Raw genomic sequence first — 19,947 nt, 5'->3', positions numbered from 1 at the left:
ATGAATAATACAAGTGATATAAATGATAATTTTGTTATTAGTAGAGCAGTACTGTCAGATGTTTCATGTACCTCTTGTGCTAGTGTCATCGAAAGACATTTTACCAAAGAAGATGGTATTACTGTTAGTATCAATTTTGCTACTAAAAAAGCACAATTTAGTTATGATCCTAAGTTTTGAAATGAAAAAAAAATTAAAAAAGCAATGCATCATTTAGGATATGAAATTTGTAAGTTTGAAACTGAGATTAAAGATATAAAAACGAGTCACCAAGTTGATATGAAAGATATTACAGATGATCATAGTAGTCATAGTCATAGTAGTGAACAACATCAATCTCATATGTCAGAACAACATCATAATCATCAACATAATGTTAAATTACGTGATTTAATTGAACTTATTATTGGTTGAATATTGTTACTACCATTATTATTAATTATGATACCTAATACTTCATTTTTTGATAGTTTACGTAATCCTTATGTCCAACTTGCACTAGCACTTCCAATTCAATTTTATTTTGGTCGTAAATTTTATATTGGTATTTATCGAGAATTAATTAAACAAAAATGACCCGGTATGCATACTTTAGTAGTACTAGGAACAACAACGGCATTTATTTTTTCTATTTATTTAATGATAATTAATAAAACCGAACACTTATATTTTGAAGTTAGTGCTTCAATTATTATGATTGTTTTACTTGGTGATTTAATTAGTGCTGTTGCACAGAAAAGGGCTACTAGTGGCTTAGAAAGTTTAATGTCATTAAAGCCAAAATCAATCTTAAAATATGATTATAATACCAAAACAGAAACTTTTATTAATATTGAAGATGTACAATTAAATGATATTTTAATTATTCGAAAAGGTGAAAATATTCCTACTGATGGTCAATTAATTAGTGAAGAAGCATTTATTAATGAATCAATGTTAACTGGTGAATCGCAAGTTATTACGAAACAAGTTAACCAAAATTTAATTGGTGGAACTAATAATGTTGGTGATAGTTTTAGAATGAAAGCAACTAAAATTGGTAAAGACACAGTATTAGCAAGTATTATTAAGGCAGTTGAAGATGCACAATCTCAGAAACCAAAATTACAAAAATTGGCTGATAAAATTTCTGGGTGATTTACACCAACTGTTATTTTAATTGCCATTTTAGTTTTTCTTATTCGTTATTTTGCAGTAGGTAATGGTGTGCAAGAATCATTAGAAATTGCAATTGCAACTTTAATAATTGCTTGTCCTTGTGCATTAGGGATTGCAACACCATTAGCAGTTGCTGTTGGAATTAATAAAGCAGCAAAAATAGGAATTATTTATAATAAGGCTAGTGCTTTTGAAAAAATTACTAAGATTGATACCATTTGTTTTGATAAAACAGGAACATTAACTACTGGTAATTTGGTTATTACTAAAATTTATGGTCAAGAAAAACATGTTAATAAGGCAATTGCTATGGAAAAACATTCAACACATCCTTTGGCTTTAGCTTTTTCTTTATATGCTAATACTAATAATGTTGGACAATCATTGACAATTACCGAAGTTAAAGAACAAATTGGTTTTGGTATTAAAGCAAAATATCAAACTGAAGAATTACAAATTTCATCACTTGAAAATTTACAAAAAGCAAAAATGCCATTTAGTCCATTTCTAAAAACATTTGATTTTGAAACAGTTACTCCTAGCCAGAAAGTATTGGCATTGGCAATTAATAAAGTTGTTACTAATATTTTTATTTTAGAAGATGAATTACAAACAAATGCATTATTAACAATTGAAAAAGTTAAAAAACAGGGAATTGAGGTTATTTTAATTAGTGGTGATAATGAATCACAAACACTTGCTATTGCTAATCGCGTTGGGATAGAAACATACTTTGCTAATGTTACACCACAAGGTAAATCACAAATTGTTGCTGATTTACAAGCAAAAGGGAAAAAAGTAGCGTTTGTTGGTGATGGTATTAATGATGTTATTGCCTTAGAACAATCTGATTTAGCAATTGCAATGGGCTCTGGTAGTGATATTGCTAAAAAAATTGGTGATATTACTATTCTTGATAATGATATTAGTATTATTTATAAGGCTATTGTTTTAACTAAAAAAACTAAAAATAATATTTGAATGAATTTTATTTGAGCATTTAGTTATAATATTATCATTATTCCATTAGCTGCTGCCGGATTTATTATTCCACCGTTGGCTGCAATTGCGATGGCTCTTTCTGATATAACTGTTGTTGGAAATTCATTAATTTTTAAATGAAGAAAATATAAATATTAGATAATATATAAATTAATAATAAATAAAAAAGTACTTTATTTTTTTGAAAGGGGAAATTTAAATGGCTAGACAAAATGAAGAAAAAAGAGCAGAGCTTGATCAAAAGATATCTATTTTACAGGAAATGATACGTATTATAGAAGAAAAAAATAATGTTGAACCAAACCCTGATGAAAAGTTGATTAGAATTAATCAACTGATAATTGATGATTATAAGAACAAACTTTCTCTATTAGTAAAAGAAAGAGAAAATAATGATTGAGAAACAATTAATTTAGAAGATATTGATAAACCATCTACAAGTCAAAATAAATGAAGTTTATCAAAAATATAAAAAAAGTTACCTTTCTCTATAACCCTACTAGGTAAGTATTTTGATTATACTTTATCATTGTTGATTTGTATAGCAATTTTAGTGTTTTTTTAAAATTTCAATATTTTTTTATATTTAAAAGAGTCAGATTTTAAATCTGACTCTTTTAAGGAATTATCTGTTTATCTATTTGTTTTTAGGATTTTCTTCAGCATTAGCTCATAATGCTGCTGCTTTTCCAAAAGCCTCAGTATGTTTTAATTCTGGGTGTTCTGCTTTAACTTTTGGCAATGTAGTTTTCATAAAAATATTAAAAACAGTAGGTTTTTTTGCTGTCATATTTTCCTTCTCCTTTCACTTTTCTTCAAGTATATAGGGACTTCGTCCCTCGCCACTACGTGGCTCACCCAAATTATAGTCCCAGTAGGTTCACTGGGACTATAATCATTTTTATTTATCTTTATTTTTAAGTTTATCTTTTTTCTTTAAAATATTATCCAATTTATCCAAACCAGCAAATTTAATATCACTATAAGTCATATCGATACTACTTGCTTCTTTAAGGTATTTCTTAGGTGACAATTCACTTTTAAGTTCATGCACATAATGTAAAGCCCTAGAATTATACCTTTTCAACCAATGTCTAGGAAAAAATAAAGTCATAGCCATTGCTTCACCGCTATAACTTGGAGGCATTATGCCTTTTTTAATCATTTTCTTTGTTCTACGACGTGAAAACACTACTTTATTATAATCCTCAATATTAGTATATAAATTAAGATTAAATATAACAACAAAGCCCAAAAAACGCATTCTTTTAACTTGCACAACATACTCTACTTTTTCTCTTGCTTGTACTGGTATTCTATTAGGGTGTTGTTCAATCAAATACATTGTACCATTAAACATGTGACCTATTAACTTACAAAATTGTCCTAAACTTTCTTGTTGATTTTTAAACTGTACTCCTAAATCATTAGAATTTATTTTTAATGCTAATTCATCTAAAATTATTAAATCTTGTTCCTCAAAAGCATAATTACTTGCTAACTGATTAAAAGTAAAAACATCGTTATAATTAACCAAATAAGAATAACCATTTTTTAATTTAATAGGAAAAGGACTAACTACTCGTTTTTTATGAGTTTGTGCTAAACAACAAGCAAGAGCAGATTTACCAGTGCGTGGTGGCGCTGAAATAATATAACTACCTACACGTTTTAAAATTTTAACATTACGAATAGTTATAAGAATTGGATAAATAATCATAATCAAACCTATAACCAATAACACGTAACCATATCAAGGCATTATTTAACCACCTTATTTTTATTTTTAAACTTACTTTTAATTCAAAAACAAAATTTCATAAAATATGAACCAAAAACAAAAGAAAAAATAAAATTAAAAATAAACAATAAAAATTGAACATCAAAACCAGAATTTTCATAAAATAATTTTAATTTATCTACATCAAAATTAAAAAATAATGCAGTAACTAATGATGTTAAAAAACAAACAACAACTGTAATCAAAATTTCACATCAAAACAATCTTTTATTTTCCATAATAAACTCCTAACCTATAATTAAACTAATTGCTCTAACAAATAACCATAAAGGTATAATATTTTCTATTCCACTAACAATATCAACATTTAAAGCAGTACTAATCGTATCTGAAAAAATATGTCGTAATAAACTATCTGTTGTAAAAAGAAATTGTCTTAATGGTTCAACTGGTAAAACTTTACCAACAACACCATAAAGTATTCATCTAAAAGCATTACGCAGATGACCAAAAACATCATATCAACTAACACGTTCATACTCAGGGTTAAAAGGACTATTTGGTGGTACTGGAACAATATCTTTGGAAGAAAAAATATTCATCTGACCAAATTTAACATGCAAACCGTCACGATTAGTTAACGAAGATAAATCAAAATCAATTGTTAAATGCTTTAAATTTGGAACACGAACCGGCATAGTAACAAAATTATATTTTCCTAAATTATAAACACTATCTTTATCATTTAATACACCTTTAAAATTATAACGAATATTACCCTCATAATCTAAAAATGAAAATGTATAAATAGAAGAAAAATAACTAAAATATTCAGCAGAAATATAAAACATAAAACCTTGTATATAAAAACTCAAAGGTTTTGTAATTTCAAAAGTCAACTTAAAACTTAAATTATTAGAAACATTATAATTTCAAAAAACTAACTCATTAAACTTACCAGTTTGTATATAATTATGATTAAATAAAATAAGAGATAACTGGTTTAAATCTTGCTCTGTAAAATCATAATTTGTAGACAAATCACTAACTCGTCTATCAAAATTACCTACCACATCAGAATGAAATTGAATTGAATAAGGAGTATCAGTAGTTTTATGTACAACAGCAGAAACTAATTTTAAATCTGGTTGGCCAACATCAAAATAAGCAGAGTTTCATGGAATAGTTGCTCAATCATTAAAATCATTATATTTAACGGGTTTAACCATATCGCTAGTTATAGTGTAATTACTTTCACTAGGTGCATTAAAAACAATTAAACTAGTTGGTGCTTGAACAGTACTATTTACAACAAAAAATAATTTAACAAACTTAAATCACATAATTATTTACCAAATAAACATTTTAAAATTTACCATGAACCATAAAATATAATAAATCCAATAAAAAACTGAGTTCCATAAACCACTAAATTTCATAAAATAGTAGTAAAATCATCAACTGGACTACCTATAAACATAGTTCAATAATCAACTATACATTGATGTATTTTATTGTAAATATCTCAAACACTCATAATTAACACCTACCCAAATAATGACCTAAAAACAAATTTAATACTACGATAAATAAAATTAAAAAATACACCTAATACCAACCAAAAAGTCAAATTAAACAAAATATAAACTTCATCAGTAATATTTGGTTGATTTAAAAATATACTAATATCATTACTAGAAAATATAAAAATTAAATGCAATATACTATTAACAAAATCACTCATAAATTAAGCACCTACAAACTTCCCTTTTTTATTTTCAACACCCTTAGCCTTATTTCTTAAACGTTTTCTTTCATGTTGTTTAGCAATTTGCTTTCCAACAAATTTTGAACTTCCTTTAATATTTCTATAACTTTGCTTTACAGTACCCGATGTAAAAACTGGCTGAATATCAATATTTAAAAAAACTGACATAGCAAACTTTATTAAAAGAATAAAAACAACAAAAGTCCCCAAATTAAAACCCAAATCTGCCATTGGCAAATTTCAAAATTTCATAAAAATTTGCGCAAATAATTCTAAAATTTTTGAAATAAAAGCAACACCCATAATAAACTACTCCTATATTATTTTTAATAATTTTAAAATTAATGAAAAAGTAAAAAGTACTAAAATAATTGCTAACAATGGTGCTGGCATAGAAACTATTTGTTGTGAACTATCACCAAAAATAAAACTTTTAATAACCAAAGATAAATTATGTAAACCGGAAAAATCAGTAATATAACTTTGCAAAATATTTTGCACAATATTATTTAAAGAAGGTAAAAGTTTACCTAATAAAGGAAAAACAAAAATTATTGCAAAAAATAATTTAATCATAACTATTACCTCCTAAAAACAACTTTAGTTTTTTCTACCTAAATCCACGAATAATATGTCCTATAAATTCTTTAATAAATACTAAGACCATCATAAATATTGGGATTAAAACTGGTCAATTTGTCATAATTGAATCACCAGCAAATACTCAATCAAATACATAACTAAAAGATTCTAATAATTTTTGGCCAATACCTCCAATCATATTTAATAGTGCGGTTAAACCTGCGGGCATTTTAATCACCTCCCTCCTCTAATTCTTTTCTTGCTCTTTCTTTCCGTTTTTGTTCTTTACAATATCAACAATCGGGATCAACTATATCATGTTTTTTATGTTTAAATTTTCAAACTAACTTTTTAATAGTACCTTTAAAAAACCAAGAAGTAGCAAACACAGCCAATATTACAACTATTCATTTAACCATTATTTTTTACCTCCTAAAAAATTATCAAAACTCATATTTTCACTTAATCTTTGTTCAAAATTTCGCTTTGCTTTTTTCTTATGTAACTTTTGTCTTGGCATATTTTTTCATTTATCTTTTTTCATTTTAAACACCACCTAATGTATAAGCATAAGAATAATCCCAGTTTAAACTTGCTCTATCTAAATTAATCTCCGACATATTATCATCATTTAAATCAACATCAACCATACTGTCATTTGTACTTTGATAATCACTAACACTAGTGTTAATTAATTTTGCTCTTTCATCAGTAAATACTTCTTGTAACTCTATATTATTATGTGTATTGCCTAATGGCAACAATAAACTATTTATAATTTCACTTGCTCCCGCAATTATCGTAGGAATAGCAAAATAATTATTAAAATTATTATTAATTCCCATAGCAACACCACTACTAATCAAACATCCACCAGTAGCCATATTACATATCTTTCTTATTGCTTCAAATTTATTAGGTATTAACTCAGTTAAACCACTAATAACATTCGCTATACCAAAACTATTTAAAGATATATAAGTATCTCAATCTACAAAAGGCTTATCAATTACTGGATTAGGAGTTGGTATTGGAGTAGGAATTGGTGGTTCAGTAGGACAAGGCGGCCAAAAACAAGGTTCATCTCTTAATAAAGAAACTGACTTATCTACATACTGAACAAACTTGGCATAGTTAATTAAACCAATAGTCCCTAAACCTAAAAATATCTTTTTATAACTATTAATAACTTTATTTCTAGTAGTTGGTCTTTGATTAATATTCCATATATCAATTCCTAACTTTTTACTAAATAACAAAGAATTTATAGAACCTAATACTGGGTCTTTTAAATATTGACCATAATAAGCACTAACACCTACCATAGCACTTAATGGACTTAATCCAGTTCTTAAAATTTTAGTTAAAGTATAATTACTAGTTTGCTCTAATTCATTAGGCATAAATAAAACTCCTTACTTTATATACTAATAAGGAGCTTATTTATGAATTATAATCTAATCCATTGGGGCTTAATGAAAAATATATAATCCATATATAAGCCCCTTATTTAATTTTTACTTATTTCTTTTATTCTCTTTTTTTATTCGTTCCATTTCATTAGCAACTCTGTAACACATTTCACAACCATATACTCGTTCATAAGTTCAATCACTACATTTATGTCTCATAATTTAACTTACTTTCTTGCTGTCTCATTGCCTTATTTAAAGCAATATCTAATATACAATTTGGACAATAATATTTTCTAGTATATAAGTTTTGTAAAACTCTTTTAGGACAAATAACTTGGTCACAAAGTTTACACATATAAATAGCTAAATGAAACGGTTGTCCACAAGAACAATTATTACTTCTAGCCATAATTTAAAATTAACTCCTAACATAAAATAATTATTTAAAATTACCCTTTTAATAAATAACTATTTTCAATTAGAAAGTTTTTTAATATTACCGCTTAAATCAAGTTCAAGTGAATAAAAATTACCAACTTTTAAATCAAGAGTAGATAAACAATTATTAAAATCACTAGCAAATTCCGGATTATATCATTTATCACGTGTTTGACCAGTTGGCACACTTGTTTGTTTGTTTATTTCTACAAACTTCAAAACATCAAACTTTAATGTTTGACCTTTATTATTTTTATCGGGAATAATACGCCCTTTTTCAATTTTTATTTGTTAAATTTTACTTCTTTTTTATTTTTTTTGATAAATATTTTTGGGAAATTTTCACTCGATATTGACAGTATGCTTTTAAACTCAAAATAATACCTAAATTAAAGGCGTTTATTTTGTGATACCTATACTATTAATTATATTGAATGGTCCAAAATATGCTTTTAAAAATTCTAAAATTCAATTAAATTTTGTATTTTTTAAAGTATTAATACCATATTTTTTTCTTCTTATTTCAATTTGGTCTGTTTTAAGACCAAAATTATGTAAATCTAAATTTTTTAGTAATTGTTTTTGGTTAAATTGTGCAATTTGTTTAATATAATCACCATTTGTGTAAACTAATGGTTTTTTAAAACTAAATTGTAATTTAAAATAAATTTTGTTTAAAAAAATCTTCATAATTTCTTTACCTCCTTATTTTTCTTATTTTAAGACTTTTAAATAAGGATTTAGAAATTTATTAACACGGTAAAAAAAATATTTTTTTAGTAAAAATACTAGGAGAATATTTGACTGAATCTTTATTTAAAAGTACACTTTTAAAATTACTAATTTTTAAATTAGTATTGTTTTTATTATTATAAATGGAATCGCTGTCAGTCATGATATCACTCTCCTTTATCCTTTGACATTTTAACATGTTTCTCTTTAAAAAGATAACTTTTTTTAATTTATATAATTTTAGGAAAAAGATGATTACTATAAAATATTCAAATTTATTTTATGTTATTATTAATTAATGTTACGTGTTACTTTAATAATTAAAATAATAGGAGGTAAACATGAATACATTTGTAATAGTTGGTATTATTATAATAGCTATTGCTATTATTAGTTTTATGTTATTATTTAAAATTATAAAATGACTTGCTATTTGTATTATTGTTGGTGGTATCATTTTGGCTGCATTATTTTTTGGTTTTGGTATATGACCATTAGATAATATTCATTTTACTAATTTTATTAATATTAATAAAAATTAAAATAATAAATAATAATTAGTTTAAATTTTAACTATTGACTATAATATATTTTTGAATAAGAGGTAAAAAATGGAACGAATTAAGCAAGCACAATTTTTAACTAGTGCTATTAAAGAAGAACAATGGCCGCAGGATGAAATTCCTGAATTTTGTTTTGTTGGTCGCAGTAATGTTGGTAAATCAACATTTTTAAATACAATTTGTAATAATGGTAAGTTAGCTAGAGTTTCACAAACACCTGGTAAAACACAAATGCTAAATTTTTTTACAATTAATAATAATATTTGTCGCTTTGTTGATGTTCCTGGCTATGGTTTTGCTAAAGTATCAAATGAAAAAAAAATCCAATTTGCGACAATGATGGATGAATATTTTCAGTCACGAAAAAATTTAAAAGCAGTTTTTTTATTATTAGATTTAAGACATGCACCCAGTAAAGATGATATTGATATGTTGGAATATTTACAACATTATCATTTAAAAATTCATTTAATTGCTACTAAAGTTGATAAAGTGAAAAATAGTCAATTAGTAAAAAATAAAAAATTAATATTATCAACTTTAAAACTTAGCACTAATACTCCTATTATTTTATTTTCTAGTATTAGTAAACAAGGAATTGATTTAGTAATTAGTAAATTAACAGATGATGTTAATACTGATGAAGTTGAAGTAGAAACTTAATAGTATAATATTTGTTGCTATAAAAAAGATAAAAGTTGTTTAATATGTATATATTCTTATCTATTTTTTATTTATATTGATTATAAACCAGTATATCTATAAATTGTATATGATAGTTTGCAATTATTAAAAATATCAATATTCAGTATAGAAAAGAATATAATAATAATTAAACTTAATATAAGTTTTTAACTCATTATTTTGATAAAAATAAATGAGTTTTTATTTGAAAGGAAGATTAAAAGAAATGCCTATAAAAAATGAAATTTTACAAAATCTTGAAGCAAAATCAGAAGAAAATGTAGAACAAAAACCTACAAAATGAAAAAAATTTAAAACAAAACATCGAACAACCGCAAAAATTATAAAAGTGACTAAAGGTGCTGCTGTTGGTGCTTTGTATATTAATCCTATTGCTCAAATAAGCGCTTTAGTTACTGCTATTGTTGCGGGTGGTGTTAGTGACCGTTCTGAAGAACAATTAAAAACTGATATAATAACTGCTGCTGCTAGTGCTGGTGCTGTTGGTGGGATTGCCAATGCTGTAATATTACCTGTTTGTATTCCTGTTGGTGCTGCTGTTGGTGCTATTACTTTTGGCATAGATGCAGCAAAAAAATTTGATGAAAAACAAAGAAGACAAATTGAAGTTGACAATGATAAGTTTGCAGATAAAAAAACCGCTATAAATAATATAGATTCACAAATTGAAGTAAAAATAGAATCAAAGAAAATGGCCAGTTTATAATTAATTTTTAGATTTAAGATAGTCTATGTTATAATATAAGTATATTACTTTTTAAGGTAATAAATCCCCAATCATGTTATTGGGGATTTAGTGTTTTTAATATTTTTTAACATTAAAATGTGTATAATTTATTTTTGTATATATTGTGTGTTAAAAAATAATAAAAAAGATTAAAATATTAAAATTTGAGGAGATGAAGTTAATATGAATAATACAAGTGATATAAATGATAATTTTGTTATTAGTAGAGCAGTACTGTCAGATGTTTCATGTACCTCTTGTGCTAGTGTCATCGAAAGACATTTTACCAAAGAAGATGGTATTACTGTTAGTATCAATTTTGCTACTAAAAAAGCACAATTTAGTTATGATCCTAAGTTTTGAAATGAAAAAAAAATTAAAAAAGCAATGCATCATTTAGGATATGAAATTTGTAAGTTTGAAACTGAGATTAAAGATATAAAAACGAGTCACCAAGTTGATATGAAAGATATTACAGATGATCATAGTAGTCATAGTCATAGTAGTGAACAACATCAATCTCATATGTCAGAACAACATCATAATCATCAACATAATGTTAAATTACGTGATTTAATTGAACTTATTATTGGTTGAATATTGTTACTACCATTATTATTAATTATGATACCTAATACTTCATTTTTTGATAGTTTACGTAATCCTTATGTCCAACTTGCACTAGCACTTCCAATTCAATTTTATTTTGGTCGTAAATTTTATATTGGTATTTATCGAGAATTAATTAAACAAAAATGACCCGGTATGCATACTTTAGTAGTACTAGGAACAACAACGGCATTTATTTTTTCTATTTATTTAATGATAATTAATAAAACCGAACACTTATATTTTGAAGTTAGTGCTTCAATTATTATGATTGTTTTACTTGGTGATTTAATTAGTGCTGTTGCACAGAAAAGGGCTACTAGTGGCTTAGAAAGTTTAATGTCATTAAAGCCAAAATCAATCTTAAAATATGATTATAATACCAAAACAGAAACTTTTATTAATATTGAAGATGTACAATTAAATGATATTTTAATTATTCGAAAAGGTGAAAATATTCCTACTGATGGTCAATTAATTAGTGAAGAAGCATTTATTAATGAATCAATGTTAACTGGTGAATCGCAAGTTATTACGAAACAAGTTAACCAAAATTTAATTGGTGGAACTAATAATGTTGGTGATAGTTTTAGAATGAAAGCAACTAAAATTGGTAAAGACACAGTATTAGCAAGTATTATTAAGGCAGTTGAAGATGCACAATCTCAGAAACCAAAATTACAAAAATTGGCTGATAAAATTTCTGGGTGATTTACACCAACTGTTATTTTAATTGCCATTTTAGTTTTTCTTATTCGTTATTTTGCAGTAGGTAATGGTGTGCAAGAATCATTAGAAATTGCAATTGCAACTTTAATAATTGCTTGTCCTTGTGCATTAGGGATTGCAACACCATTAGCAGTTGCTGTTGGAATTAATAAAGCAGCAAAAATAGGAATTATTTATAATAAGGCTAGTGCTTTTGAAAAAATTACTAAGATTGATACCATTTGTTTTGATAAAACAGGAACATTAACTACTGGTAATTTGGTTATTACTAAAATTTATGGTCAAGAAAAACATGTTAATAAGGCAATTGCTATGGAAAAACATTCAACACATCCTTTGGCTTTAGCTTTTTCTTTATATGCTAATACTAATAATGTTGGACAATCATTGACAATTACCGAAGTTAAAGAACAAATTGGTTTTGGTATTAAAGCAAAATATCAAACTGAAGAATTACAAATTTCATCACTTGAAAATTTACAAAAAGCAAAAATGCCATTTAGTCCATTTCTAAAAACATTTGATTTTGAAACAGTTACTCCTAGCCAGAAAGTATTGGCATTGGCAATTAATAAAGTTGTTACTAATATTTTTATTTTAGAAGATGAATTACAAACAAATGCATTATTAACAATTGAAAAAGTTAAAAAACAGGGAATTGAGGTTATTTTAATTAGTGGTGATAATGAATCACAAACACTTGCTATTGCTAATCGCGTTGGGATAGAAACATACTTTGCTAATGTTACACCACAAGGTAAATCACAAATTGTTGCTGATTTACAAGCAAAAGGGAAAAAAGTAGCGTTTGTTGGTGATGGTATTAATGATGTTATTGCCTTAGAACAATCTGATTTAGCAATTGCAATGGGCTCTGGTAGTGATATTGCTAAAAAAATTGGTGATATTACTATTCTTGATAATGATATTAGTATTATTTATAAGGCTATTGTTTTAACTAAAAAAACTAAAAATAATATTTGAATGAATTTTATTTGAGCATTTAGTTATAATATTATCATTATTCCATTAGCTGCTGCCGGATTTATTATTCCACCGTTGGCTGCAATTGCGATGGCTCTTTCTGATATAACTGTTGTTGGAAATTCATTAATTTTTAAATGAAGAAAATATAAATATTAGATAATATATAAATTAATAATAAATAAAAAAGTACTTTATTTTTTTGAAAGGGGAAATTTAAATGGCTAGACAAAATGAAGAAAAAAGAGCAGAGCTTGATCAAAAGATATCTATTTTACAGGAAATGATACGTATTATAGAAGAAAAAAATAATGTTGAACCAAACCCTGATGAAAAGTTGATTAGAATTAATCAACTGATAATTGATGATTATAAGAACAAACTTTCTCTATTAGTAAAAGAAAGAGAAAATAATGATTGAGAAACAATTAATTTAGAAGATATTGATAAACCATCTACAAGTCAAAATAAATGAAGTTTATCAAAAATATAAAAAAAGTTACCTTTCTCTATAACCCTACTAGGTAAGTATTTTGATTATACTTTATCATTGTTGATTTGTATAGCAATTTTAGTGTTTTTTTAAAATTTCAATATTTTTTTATATTTAAAAGAGTCAGATTTTAAATCTGACTCTTTTAAGGAATTATCTGTTTATCTATTTGTTTTTAGGATTTTCTTCAGCATTAGCTCATAATGCTGCTGCTTTTCCAAAAGCCTCAGTATGTTTTAATTCTGGGTGTTCTGCTTTAACTTTTGGCAATGTAGTTTTCATAAAAATATTAAAAACAGTAGGTTTTTTTGCTGTCATATTTTCCTTCTCCTTTCACTTTTCTTCAAGTATATAGGGACTTCGTCCCTCGCCACTACGTGGCTCACCCAAATTATAGTCCCAGTAGGTTCACTGGGACTATAATCATTTTTATTTATCTTTATTTTTAAGTTTATCTTTTTTCTTTAAAATATTATCCAATTTATCCAAACCAGCAAATTTAATATCACTATAAGTCATATCGATACTACTTGCTTCTTTAAGGTATTTCTTAGGTGACAATTCACTTTTAAGTTCATGCACATAATGTAAAGCCCTAGAATTATACCTTTTCAACCAATGTCTAGGAAAAAATAAAGTCATAGCCATTGCTTCACCGCTATAACTTGGAGGCATTATGCCTTTTTTAATCATTTTCTTTGTTCTACGACGTGAAAACACTACTTTATTATAGCTGAGTTATACTTGTAAGTGCAAGTAAATAAAATTGCAAAAAATTCTCATATAAAAATTTCATAATGCTAAATTTAGTTTAGAAAAAAGTAAGGAGTTTTTATATGAGTTATAAACATCTTGGCATAGATGAAAGAATTTATATTGAGAATCAATTGAAATTTAAATTTAAAATTAGTGAAATAGCTAAAAATCTTAATCGAAGTATTAGTACTATTATTCGAGAAATTAATAGAAATAAAGATAATAATCATTATTTTTCATTAATTGCACAAAATAAAGCTGAAAATCGAAAACAATCACATATTAGTTTTCATAAGTTTAAAAATAAGAATTTAGTAAAATATGTACAACAAAAATTACTATTAGGTTGATCACCTGAACAAATTTATGGCAGAATTAAAAATTTTCATAAAGAATGAGTTATTAGTTTTAAAACAATTTATACTTGAATTTATTTTGGAATGCTTGATAAAGTTACTAGTAAAAATTTAAGAAGAAAAGGTAAAAAACGAAAATCTAAAGAAAATCGTGGCAAGTTTAATGGTAAATCAATTAAAGAACGAGATATAAATGTTAATGATCGTATAACACTTGGTCATTGAGAAGGAGATACTATAGTATCATCACGAGGTAAAAGCAAATCATGTTTAATAACTTTAGTTGAAAGAGTATCACGATTTACTTTAGCAATATTAGTTAAAAACAGAACTACTAAAGTTATTAATAAAAATGTCAGTTATTATTTATCAATTCTTCCTAAAAACATTGTTAAAACTATTACTTTTGATCGTGGCAAAGAATTTTCAAATTGACAACAACTTGAAAAAAATTTAGATGTAAAAATTTATTTTGCCAATCCATATTCACCTTGACAAAGAGGTACTAATGAAAATACTAATGGTTTAATTAGAGAAAAATTTCCTAAAAAATTTATTTTTTCAAAAACTAATAAAAATGAAGTTCATAAATTTATATTGTCTTTAAATCAAAAACCGAGAAAAATACTAAATTATCTTTCACCAATCGAATATTTGGATAGAAAAATAATTTAGTTGCACTTACCTTTACAATTTAGCATTAATAAATTTATTCAAATAATTTGATTATCACCATCACCTAATTTTTTTAAAAGATATTCATATCTTTTCTTAAAATCTTCACTATCAATATCTCTATCTTGGTAAATTATTTTTTTCAATTTTTTTATTTTATACAAGGTTTTTGGAGAATATATTTCTCCATGCATGCAAAGAAAACATTTCATTATTTATTCTCCTTATTTTCAATTTGATTAGCAATTTCACTTAATATTTTTAATACTTTATATTCATTTTTTAATTCTTTAATAATAAATATTAAAAATATTATTAGTGTTATACTTGTTATTAATATTGGTGCTATTAATAAAATTTCTCATCATATCATTTTTTACTCTTTTCATTTTTTAAATCATTTAACATTAATTGAACAAAATACACGATTTTTAGGAATGTTTAAAGTATTAAAAATTTGACCAGTTACAATAATTTCATCGTTTTTGTTTAATAAAATACATCGGTTATAAAATTTTGGATTATTAAAAATTAAAGTAACATAGTTTAAACCATTTCATTGACCACGAACACTATAATATAATTCTTTATTACCTTTTTCGTAATATTTTGCTTCAATAGTGTTACTTAGTTTTACTGTTAATTTGACATAATTGGCTTTATCTTTCATTTTTATAATTCCTTAAATAGTATTGAATGTGTTTATATGCATCTTGTTCATGTTTTGTTAATTTTATATTTCCTTTATAATTTGTTATTTTATTTTTATTTTTTGGTTGGTTTTCTAGATAATCTCAGTTGAAAACATCTTGTACTAATACCATTAATGAACCAATAATTTTAGGAGTTGCTAATGGATTAGTTAATAATTGTTTTGAACTTAAAAAGAAATTTTCTACAATAACTAATATTTTGTTTTCAAAAAATTGTTCTTTGATTATTGATAATATTCTTTTATAACGATTTTTACTTTCAAAAACATGTGTTGTGTTGAATGTTTCTGTATAAATAATCCTATTTGTTTCATTTGAATATATAACAATTCCATTATTACCAATACCAGCGGGGTCAATCCCAATAATTAAGTCATATTGCATTATTAATCAAATTCACCATTTTTAATTTTTTGATTTAATTGAGATATAAGATTTAATCTTCCATTAAAACAACTTTTTCAAAGTTTAGTTACTTTTTCATCGTCTCTCATTTCTTTATTTCATTCTCATTCATCTTTAAGACATTCAAGTATTTTTTCTTTATTCATATTTATACCTCCTACTTAACCTAATATTTAAAATACAGTCATAACAAATTGCTTTACTATTTTTATCTCTTAAAAAATATTTTCTTGTTTTTATATCATTAGTATTAAAGAATAAATAATCTAATTTATTTTGTTTACATGTTCAACAAAAATACTTTTTCATTATGAGTTGAAATTTCCTTATAAGAAGTAACTATATAATTAATTGGTAAATCATCATGTTTATATGGATTATTTATTTTAAAACCTTTTCTGTTTTCTTCTCACGTAATGTTATATTTAAAACAAGGATTAGTAATTTTAGTTTTGTTATCTGTTATTTCACCCATAAATCAACTATTATGTTGTTCATAAAATGTTAATTGTTCAAGTTTTATATCATTAAGATAATATTCTTTTGGAGCAGTTGGTTTATTAACAGTTATTTTTTGGTCTTTAATATATGGTTCTAATAACTTTATTAATTCATTACCACTTAATTCTCTTTTAATATTTTCTAAATTAAAAACTCAATATGTGTAACTGTTATCAACAATAAAAGAATTATTTTTAATCATTCATTTTGGAAGAGATAATTTATATTCAACATAATCAATAAGAATAGATTGTGGTTTATCTTTAACAATTTGTTCTTTTTTAAATTCTATTTGCATAATAATCCTTTCCTAATATGTTCTGTTGCTTCTAGCATAAAGAACATATATTTTTATTTTTAGATTATTAATAATACTACTATTTGTTTTATTCATTCCAGCAATTCTGGGCTCAAAAATAAATTGTGAAATTTTAAAAAACATTGAGGCATTCGATTCAATATTTATTTAATTTGCGTTTAGCAAATTAATATTTTAATTGAACCGGTCCCGCTCAATTTTTTTTACAAGTTTGAAATTTATTTTCTCGCCCAAAAATTTTTCAAAAAAAAATAAAAAATAAAACCAACACTTGCTCACTTGGTAGTGGCAAGGTTGGTTAAATAAAGAATAATAGTTGGTCCCCACTCCGGGTCTATATATACTAGTTTCCAATTCGCTCCCACCCCAAGAATTACCATTTCTGGTTAGTATATTTTATTAGGTATCACTCCACTTTTTATTTATCCATGCAAGTCCACATGCTAGCCACTATTTTGAACAACTGTGTTGTAGTTCACTTTTTTAGTTCCCTAACACGTGTTGATAATAGTGCTAAAGACGGTTATTAAAAATTTTAAAATTTTACAATTACAAAAAAAGACAAGAATTTTATTCTCGTCTTTTGTCATTTATTTTTTAATTTAATAGTTTAAAAAAGAAAGGAGTTATTTTTAAAAATTTTTATTTATCGACATCTTCGGTACGCTCCCAAATATTTTAATCCAAACTATTGATTTAAACTATGATTATTAATCACACCAGTTTTTAATAATCAACTACAAAATACTAATGCTAAAACAATTTATAATAAAGAAACTATTAAAGATTGAAAACCTAAAAATATATCTATTGCAGATTGTACACAATCTAATGATCAAGACATTACTTGTATTCATGAAGCAGGACATACAACAATTATTTTAGATTCTAAATTTAAAAACAAATTTCAAAAATTAGAATCTATCACTTCAGATTCCCAATACCTTGGAAGAACAATATCTGATCAGTTTATACCTTTAAATCAAATTAAAAATATAAGTGATAATGACTTTTATACACTTTATTACAAATTGATTTAGGTGGATTTGCTGCTGAATCTATCTTTTTTGATAGTAACCCTTTAAAATATATTATTGGACAAGCAAGAATTATGGATTCAAGTGACTTACAAGACTATCATAATATTTATCAAGAAGAATTTGAAAATAGAAAATTAAAACTCTACAATGAAGAACCTTTAAATTTTATAGGTAAACAATTAAATGAAACAAGAAAAATAATAAATAATAAACCAGAATTTGAAAAAATTCTTAAAACATGTTGTCTAATAAACTACGTTAATAAAGAACACGCAGATTATATTTTGAAACATAAAGAAATACCTATTCCATTATTTACAATTGAACAAATACAAGCACTAACAGTAGAACAAATACAAAACTTAACTAAAAAACAAATTCAAGCACTCACAATCGAACAAATAAAGTGATTTATAAAAGAACAAATTTATTGATTCATTGAAAATCAAAACTTTACAAAAGAACAAATTTCATGATTCACTCAAATTAAAATTCAAACACTCACAGATTGACAAGTTAATTGATTTACAAGTAAAAAAATTCCACAGTTCACAAACGAACAAATTCAATGATTTACTACAAATCAAATACAAGCATTTACAACAGAACAAATACCACACTTCACAGAAGATCAAATACAAGCTTTTACCAAAGAACAAATCCAAGCGTTTACAAAGGAACAAATTTGTTCATTTATGCCTATCCAAATTGGGTGATTTATACCTATTCAGATTGCTTCATTTTTGCCATTGCAAATACAATCATTCACAAATCAACAAATACGAGCGCTCACAAACGAACAAATTTATTGACTTATTTTTATCCAAATTCAAACATTAACACCACAACAAATTTCAGTTTTTACAGAAAAACAAATCTCATATTTTGCAAAAGAACAAATACCATTTTTTAATGAAAAACAAATTCAAACATTAACAGAGACACAAATTTTGTCACTTACAATAGAACAAATTACTTGGCTAACAAAAGAACAAATTTCTTGATTCACCAAAAAACAAACACAAACTTTTACAAAAGAACAAATTCATTGACTTATTTATCTCCAAATTCAAGCACTCACACCAACTCAAATTTCGGTTTTTACATCAAAACAAGTTTTAGCAATAGCAGAAGAACAAATACCATATTTTAATAAAAAACAAATCAAAGCATTTACACCCACACAAATTTTAACATTTACAACAAAACAAATATCTGCATTTATAGAACAACAAATTAAAGAGTTTACACCCACACAAATTACTTATTTTAATGAAAAACAAATACCCTGATTTACAGATTGACAAATTCCATATTTTAATGAAAAACAAATACAAGCATTTACACCCACACAAATTGAGTCATTTACAGAAGAACAAATTAAAAATTCACCACAACTTTTATTAAGAAAAGAAGAAATTAAAAGTTTTAATTCAAAAGAAATAAATAAATATAATTTAAATAATGAAACTTTAAGTAGTGAAATTAAGAATAATTCAAGAAAATTATAAAATTTATTTTATATAAATTCTTATT

General features: G+C 25.1%; 34 protein-coding genes. 9 read left to right on the top strand and 25 right to left on the bottom strand.

The window, feature by feature from the left end:
• Positions 1–2,298: a cation-translocating P-type ATPase gene (locus AACL03_RS09790; protein WP_339038659.1), complete on the top strand. Its 2,298-nt coding sequence runs from the start codon at positions 1–3 to the stop codon at positions 2,296–2,298.
• Positions 2,299–2,359: 61 nt separating this feature from the next.
• The gene (locus AACL03_RS09785) at positions 2,360–2,632 is read left to right on the top strand and encodes a hypothetical protein (RefSeq protein ID WP_338959512.1); all 273 of its coding nucleotides are present in this window, start codon (positions 2,360–2,362) and stop codon (positions 2,630–2,632) included.
• 165 nt (positions 2,633–2,797) lie between these two features.
• Here AACL03_RS09785 and AACL03_RS09780 read toward each other — a convergent pair whose 3' ends face one another.
• From AACL03_RS09780 to AACL03_RS09710, 15 genes are all read right to left on the bottom strand, one after another.
• Positions 2,798–2,950 (bottom strand): hypothetical protein, encoded by a 153-nt coding sequence (locus tag AACL03_RS09780; RefSeq protein ID WP_339038657.1) that lies wholly within the window; start codon positions 2,948–2,950, stop codon positions 2,798–2,800.
• Positions 2,951–3,061: 111 nt separating this feature from the next.
• Entirely contained in the window at positions 3,062–3,922 is an 861-nt protein-coding gene (locus AACL03_RS09775) for a hypothetical protein (protein ID WP_338957723.1), read from the bottom strand.
• Positions 3,922–4,179, bottom strand: coding sequence for a hypothetical protein (locus AACL03_RS09770; protein ID WP_338957725.1), 258 nt, complete (start codon positions 4,177–4,179; stop codon positions 3,922–3,924). Before AACL03_RS09770 ends, AACL03_RS09775 begins: the two co-directional genes overlap by 1 nt.
• A 9-nt stretch (positions 4,180–4,188) precedes the next feature.
• Positions 4,189–5,244, bottom strand: coding sequence for a hypothetical protein (locus AACL03_RS09765; protein WP_338956741.1), 1,056 nt, complete (start codon positions 5,242–5,244; stop codon positions 4,189–4,191).
• 29 nt (positions 5,245–5,273) lie between these two features.
• Positions 5,274–5,438: a hypothetical protein gene (locus AACL03_RS09760; protein WP_339038654.1), complete on the bottom strand. Its 165-nt coding sequence runs from the start codon at positions 5,436–5,438 to the stop codon at positions 5,274–5,276.
• Between the two features lie 9 nt (positions 5,439–5,447).
• Positions 5,448–5,645, bottom strand: a complete 198-nt coding sequence (locus tag AACL03_RS09755; RefSeq protein ID WP_338956743.1) for a hypothetical protein — start codon at positions 5,643–5,645, stop codon at positions 5,448–5,450.
• A 3-nt stretch (positions 5,646–5,648) separates the two neighbouring features.
• On the bottom strand, positions 5,649–5,972 hold the full coding sequence (locus tag AACL03_RS09750; RefSeq protein WP_338957437.1) for a hypothetical protein: 324 nt from the start codon (positions 5,970–5,972) through the stop codon (positions 5,649–5,651).
• A gap of 12 nt (positions 5,973–5,984) precedes the next feature.
• Positions 5,985–6,245 (bottom strand): hypothetical protein, encoded by a 261-nt coding sequence (locus AACL03_RS09745; RefSeq protein WP_338956747.1) that lies wholly within the window; start codon positions 6,243–6,245, stop codon positions 5,985–5,987.
• A gap of 34 nt (positions 6,246–6,279) precedes the next feature.
• Positions 6,280–6,480 carry a hypothetical protein gene (locus AACL03_RS09740; protein ID WP_338956748.1) on the bottom strand — a complete coding sequence of 67 codons (201 nt, stop codon included), beginning with the start codon at positions 6,478–6,480 and terminating at the stop codon, positions 6,280–6,282.
• A 1-nt stretch (position 6,481) separates the two neighbouring features.
• Positions 6,482–6,670: a hypothetical protein gene (locus AACL03_RS09735; protein WP_338956750.1), complete on the bottom strand. Its 189-nt coding sequence runs from the start codon at positions 6,668–6,670 to the stop codon at positions 6,482–6,484.
• Positions 6,670–6,795: a hypothetical protein gene (locus AACL03_RS09730; RefSeq protein WP_338956654.1), complete on the bottom strand. Its 126-nt coding sequence runs from the start codon at positions 6,793–6,795 to the stop codon at positions 6,670–6,672. The genes AACL03_RS09735 and AACL03_RS09730 overlap by 1 nt, the downstream gene beginning before the upstream one ends.
• Position 6,796: 1 nt before the next feature.
• Complete coding sequence (locus AACL03_RS09725) at positions 6,797–7,654, bottom strand: hypothetical protein (RefSeq protein WP_339038651.1); 858 nt, start codon at positions 7,652–7,654, stop codon at positions 6,797–6,799.
• Positions 7,655–7,871: 217 nt separating this feature from the next.
• On the bottom strand, positions 7,872–8,075 hold the full coding sequence (locus AACL03_RS09720; RefSeq protein WP_338956753.1) for a hypothetical protein: 204 nt from the start codon (positions 8,073–8,075) through the stop codon (positions 7,872–7,874).
• 59 nt (positions 8,076–8,134) lie between these two features.
• Complete coding sequence (locus tag AACL03_RS09715; protein ID WP_339038649.1) at positions 8,135–8,323, bottom strand: hypothetical protein; 189 nt, start codon at positions 8,321–8,323, stop codon at positions 8,135–8,137.
• 180 nt (positions 8,324–8,503) lie between these two features.
• Positions 8,504–8,794 carry a cation-transporting P-type ATPase gene (locus AACL03_RS09710; RefSeq protein WP_339038647.1) on the bottom strand — a complete coding sequence of 97 codons (291 nt, stop codon included), beginning with the start codon at positions 8,792–8,794 and terminating at the stop codon, positions 8,504–8,506.
• 383 nt (positions 8,795–9,177) lie between these two features.
• On the opposite strand from AACL03_RS09710, the gene AACL03_RS09705 reads away from it, so the two are divergent.
• The 5 genes from AACL03_RS09705 (at position 9,178) to AACL03_RS09685 (ending at position 13,646) form a co-directional block, all read left to right on the top strand.
• Positions 9,178–9,378, top strand: coding sequence for a hypothetical protein (locus tag AACL03_RS09705; RefSeq protein WP_252320689.1), 201 nt, complete (start codon positions 9,178–9,180; stop codon positions 9,376–9,378).
• Between the two features lie 69 nt (positions 9,379–9,447).
• On the top strand, positions 9,448–10,062 hold the full coding sequence (gene yihA, locus AACL03_RS09700; protein ID WP_338959507.1) for a ribosome biogenesis GTP-binding protein YihA/YsxC: 615 nt from the start codon (positions 9,448–9,450) through the stop codon (positions 10,060–10,062).
• A gap of 247 nt (positions 10,063–10,309) precedes the next feature.
• Entirely contained in the window at positions 10,310–10,810 is a 501-nt protein-coding gene (locus tag AACL03_RS09695) for a hypothetical protein (protein WP_339038661.1), read from the top strand.
• Positions 10,811–11,014: 204 nt separating this feature from the next.
• Complete coding sequence (locus tag AACL03_RS09690) at positions 11,015–13,312, top strand: cation-translocating P-type ATPase (RefSeq protein ID WP_339038659.1); 2,298 nt, start codon at positions 11,015–11,017, stop codon at positions 13,310–13,312.
• Positions 13,313–13,373: 61 nt separating this feature from the next.
• Complete coding sequence (locus tag AACL03_RS09685) at positions 13,374–13,646, top strand: hypothetical protein (RefSeq protein ID WP_338959512.1); 273 nt, start codon at positions 13,374–13,376, stop codon at positions 13,644–13,646.
• A gap of 165 nt (positions 13,647–13,811) precedes the next feature.
• On the opposite strand, the gene AACL03_RS09680 is transcribed toward AACL03_RS09685, so the two are convergent.
• Both AACL03_RS09680 and AACL03_RS09675 read right to left on the bottom strand, forming a co-directional pair.
• Complete coding sequence (locus AACL03_RS09680; RefSeq protein ID WP_339038657.1) at positions 13,812–13,964, bottom strand: hypothetical protein; 153 nt, start codon at positions 13,962–13,964, stop codon at positions 13,812–13,814.
• A 111-nt stretch (positions 13,965–14,075) separates the two neighbouring features.
• Entirely contained in the window at positions 14,076–14,339 is a 264-nt protein-coding gene (locus AACL03_RS09675) for a hypothetical protein (RefSeq protein WP_339040154.1), read from the bottom strand.
• A 143-nt stretch (positions 14,340–14,482) separates the two neighbouring features.
• On the opposite strand from AACL03_RS09675, the gene AACL03_RS09670 reads away from it, so the two are divergent.
• A complete protein-coding gene (locus tag AACL03_RS09670) occupies positions 14,483–15,433 on the top strand; it encodes an IS30 family transposase (protein WP_339038665.1) in 951 nt (316 codons plus the stop codon).
• On the opposite strand, the gene AACL03_RS09665 is transcribed toward AACL03_RS09670, so the two are convergent.
• The 8 genes from AACL03_RS09665 to AACL03_RS09630 all read right to left on the bottom strand — a co-directional run bounded on the left by AACL03_RS09665 (position 15,430) and on the right by AACL03_RS09630 (position 18,299).
• On the bottom strand, positions 15,430–15,645 hold the full coding sequence (locus AACL03_RS09665) for a hypothetical protein (RefSeq protein WP_339040153.1): 216 nt from the start codon (positions 15,643–15,645) through the stop codon (positions 15,430–15,432). The genes AACL03_RS09670 and AACL03_RS09665 overlap by 4 nt on opposite strands.
• Positions 15,645–15,806 (bottom strand): hypothetical protein, encoded by a 162-nt coding sequence (locus tag AACL03_RS09660; protein ID WP_338957563.1) that lies wholly within the window; start codon positions 15,804–15,806, stop codon positions 15,645–15,647. The genes AACL03_RS09665 and AACL03_RS09660 overlap by 1 nt, the downstream gene beginning before the upstream one ends.
• Positions 15,807–15,809: 3 nt before the next feature.
• Entirely contained in the window at positions 15,810–16,103 is a 294-nt protein-coding gene (locus AACL03_RS09655; RefSeq protein WP_338957564.1) for a hypothetical protein, read from the bottom strand.
• On the bottom strand, positions 16,093–16,530 hold the full coding sequence (locus tag AACL03_RS09650; protein ID WP_338957565.1) for a hypothetical protein: 438 nt from the start codon (positions 16,528–16,530) through the stop codon (positions 16,093–16,095). The genes AACL03_RS09655 and AACL03_RS09650 overlap by 11 nt, the downstream gene beginning before the upstream one ends.
• Positions 16,531–16,532: 2 nt before the next feature.
• Positions 16,533–16,697, bottom strand: a complete 165-nt coding sequence (locus AACL03_RS09645) for a hypothetical protein (RefSeq protein WP_339040152.1) — start codon at positions 16,695–16,697, stop codon at positions 16,533–16,535.
• Positions 16,698–16,831: 134 nt separating this feature from the next.
• The gene (locus AACL03_RS09640) at positions 16,832–17,350 is read right to left on the bottom strand and encodes a hypothetical protein (protein WP_339040151.1); all 519 of its coding nucleotides are present in this window, start codon (positions 17,348–17,350) and stop codon (positions 16,832–16,834) included.
• A 12-nt stretch (positions 17,351–17,362) separates the two neighbouring features.
• Entirely contained in the window at positions 17,363–17,494 is a 132-nt protein-coding gene (locus tag AACL03_RS09635) for a hypothetical protein (protein ID WP_338957288.1), read from the bottom strand.
• A 640-nt stretch (positions 17,495–18,134) separates the two neighbouring features.
• Positions 18,135–18,299, bottom strand: a complete 165-nt coding sequence (locus tag AACL03_RS09630; RefSeq protein ID WP_338959522.1) for a hypothetical protein — start codon at positions 18,297–18,299, stop codon at positions 18,135–18,137.
• Positions 18,300–18,482: 183 nt separating this feature from the next.
• Here AACL03_RS09630 and AACL03_RS09625 point away from each other — a divergent pair, with 183 nt between their 5' ends.
• Positions 18,483–19,922: a hypothetical protein gene (locus AACL03_RS09625; protein ID WP_339040150.1), complete on the top strand. Its 1,440-nt coding sequence runs from the start codon at positions 18,483–18,485 to the stop codon at positions 19,920–19,922.
• The last annotated feature ends 25 nt before the right edge of the window (positions 19,923–19,947 follow it).

The organism is Spiroplasma endosymbiont of Andrena trimmerana, assembly GCF_964019575.1.
Lineage (GTDB): Bacteria > Bacillota_I > Bacilli_A > Mycoplasmatales > VBWQ01 > Spiroplasma_E.
This window is presented reverse-complemented; position numbering and strand designations above follow the sequence as displayed.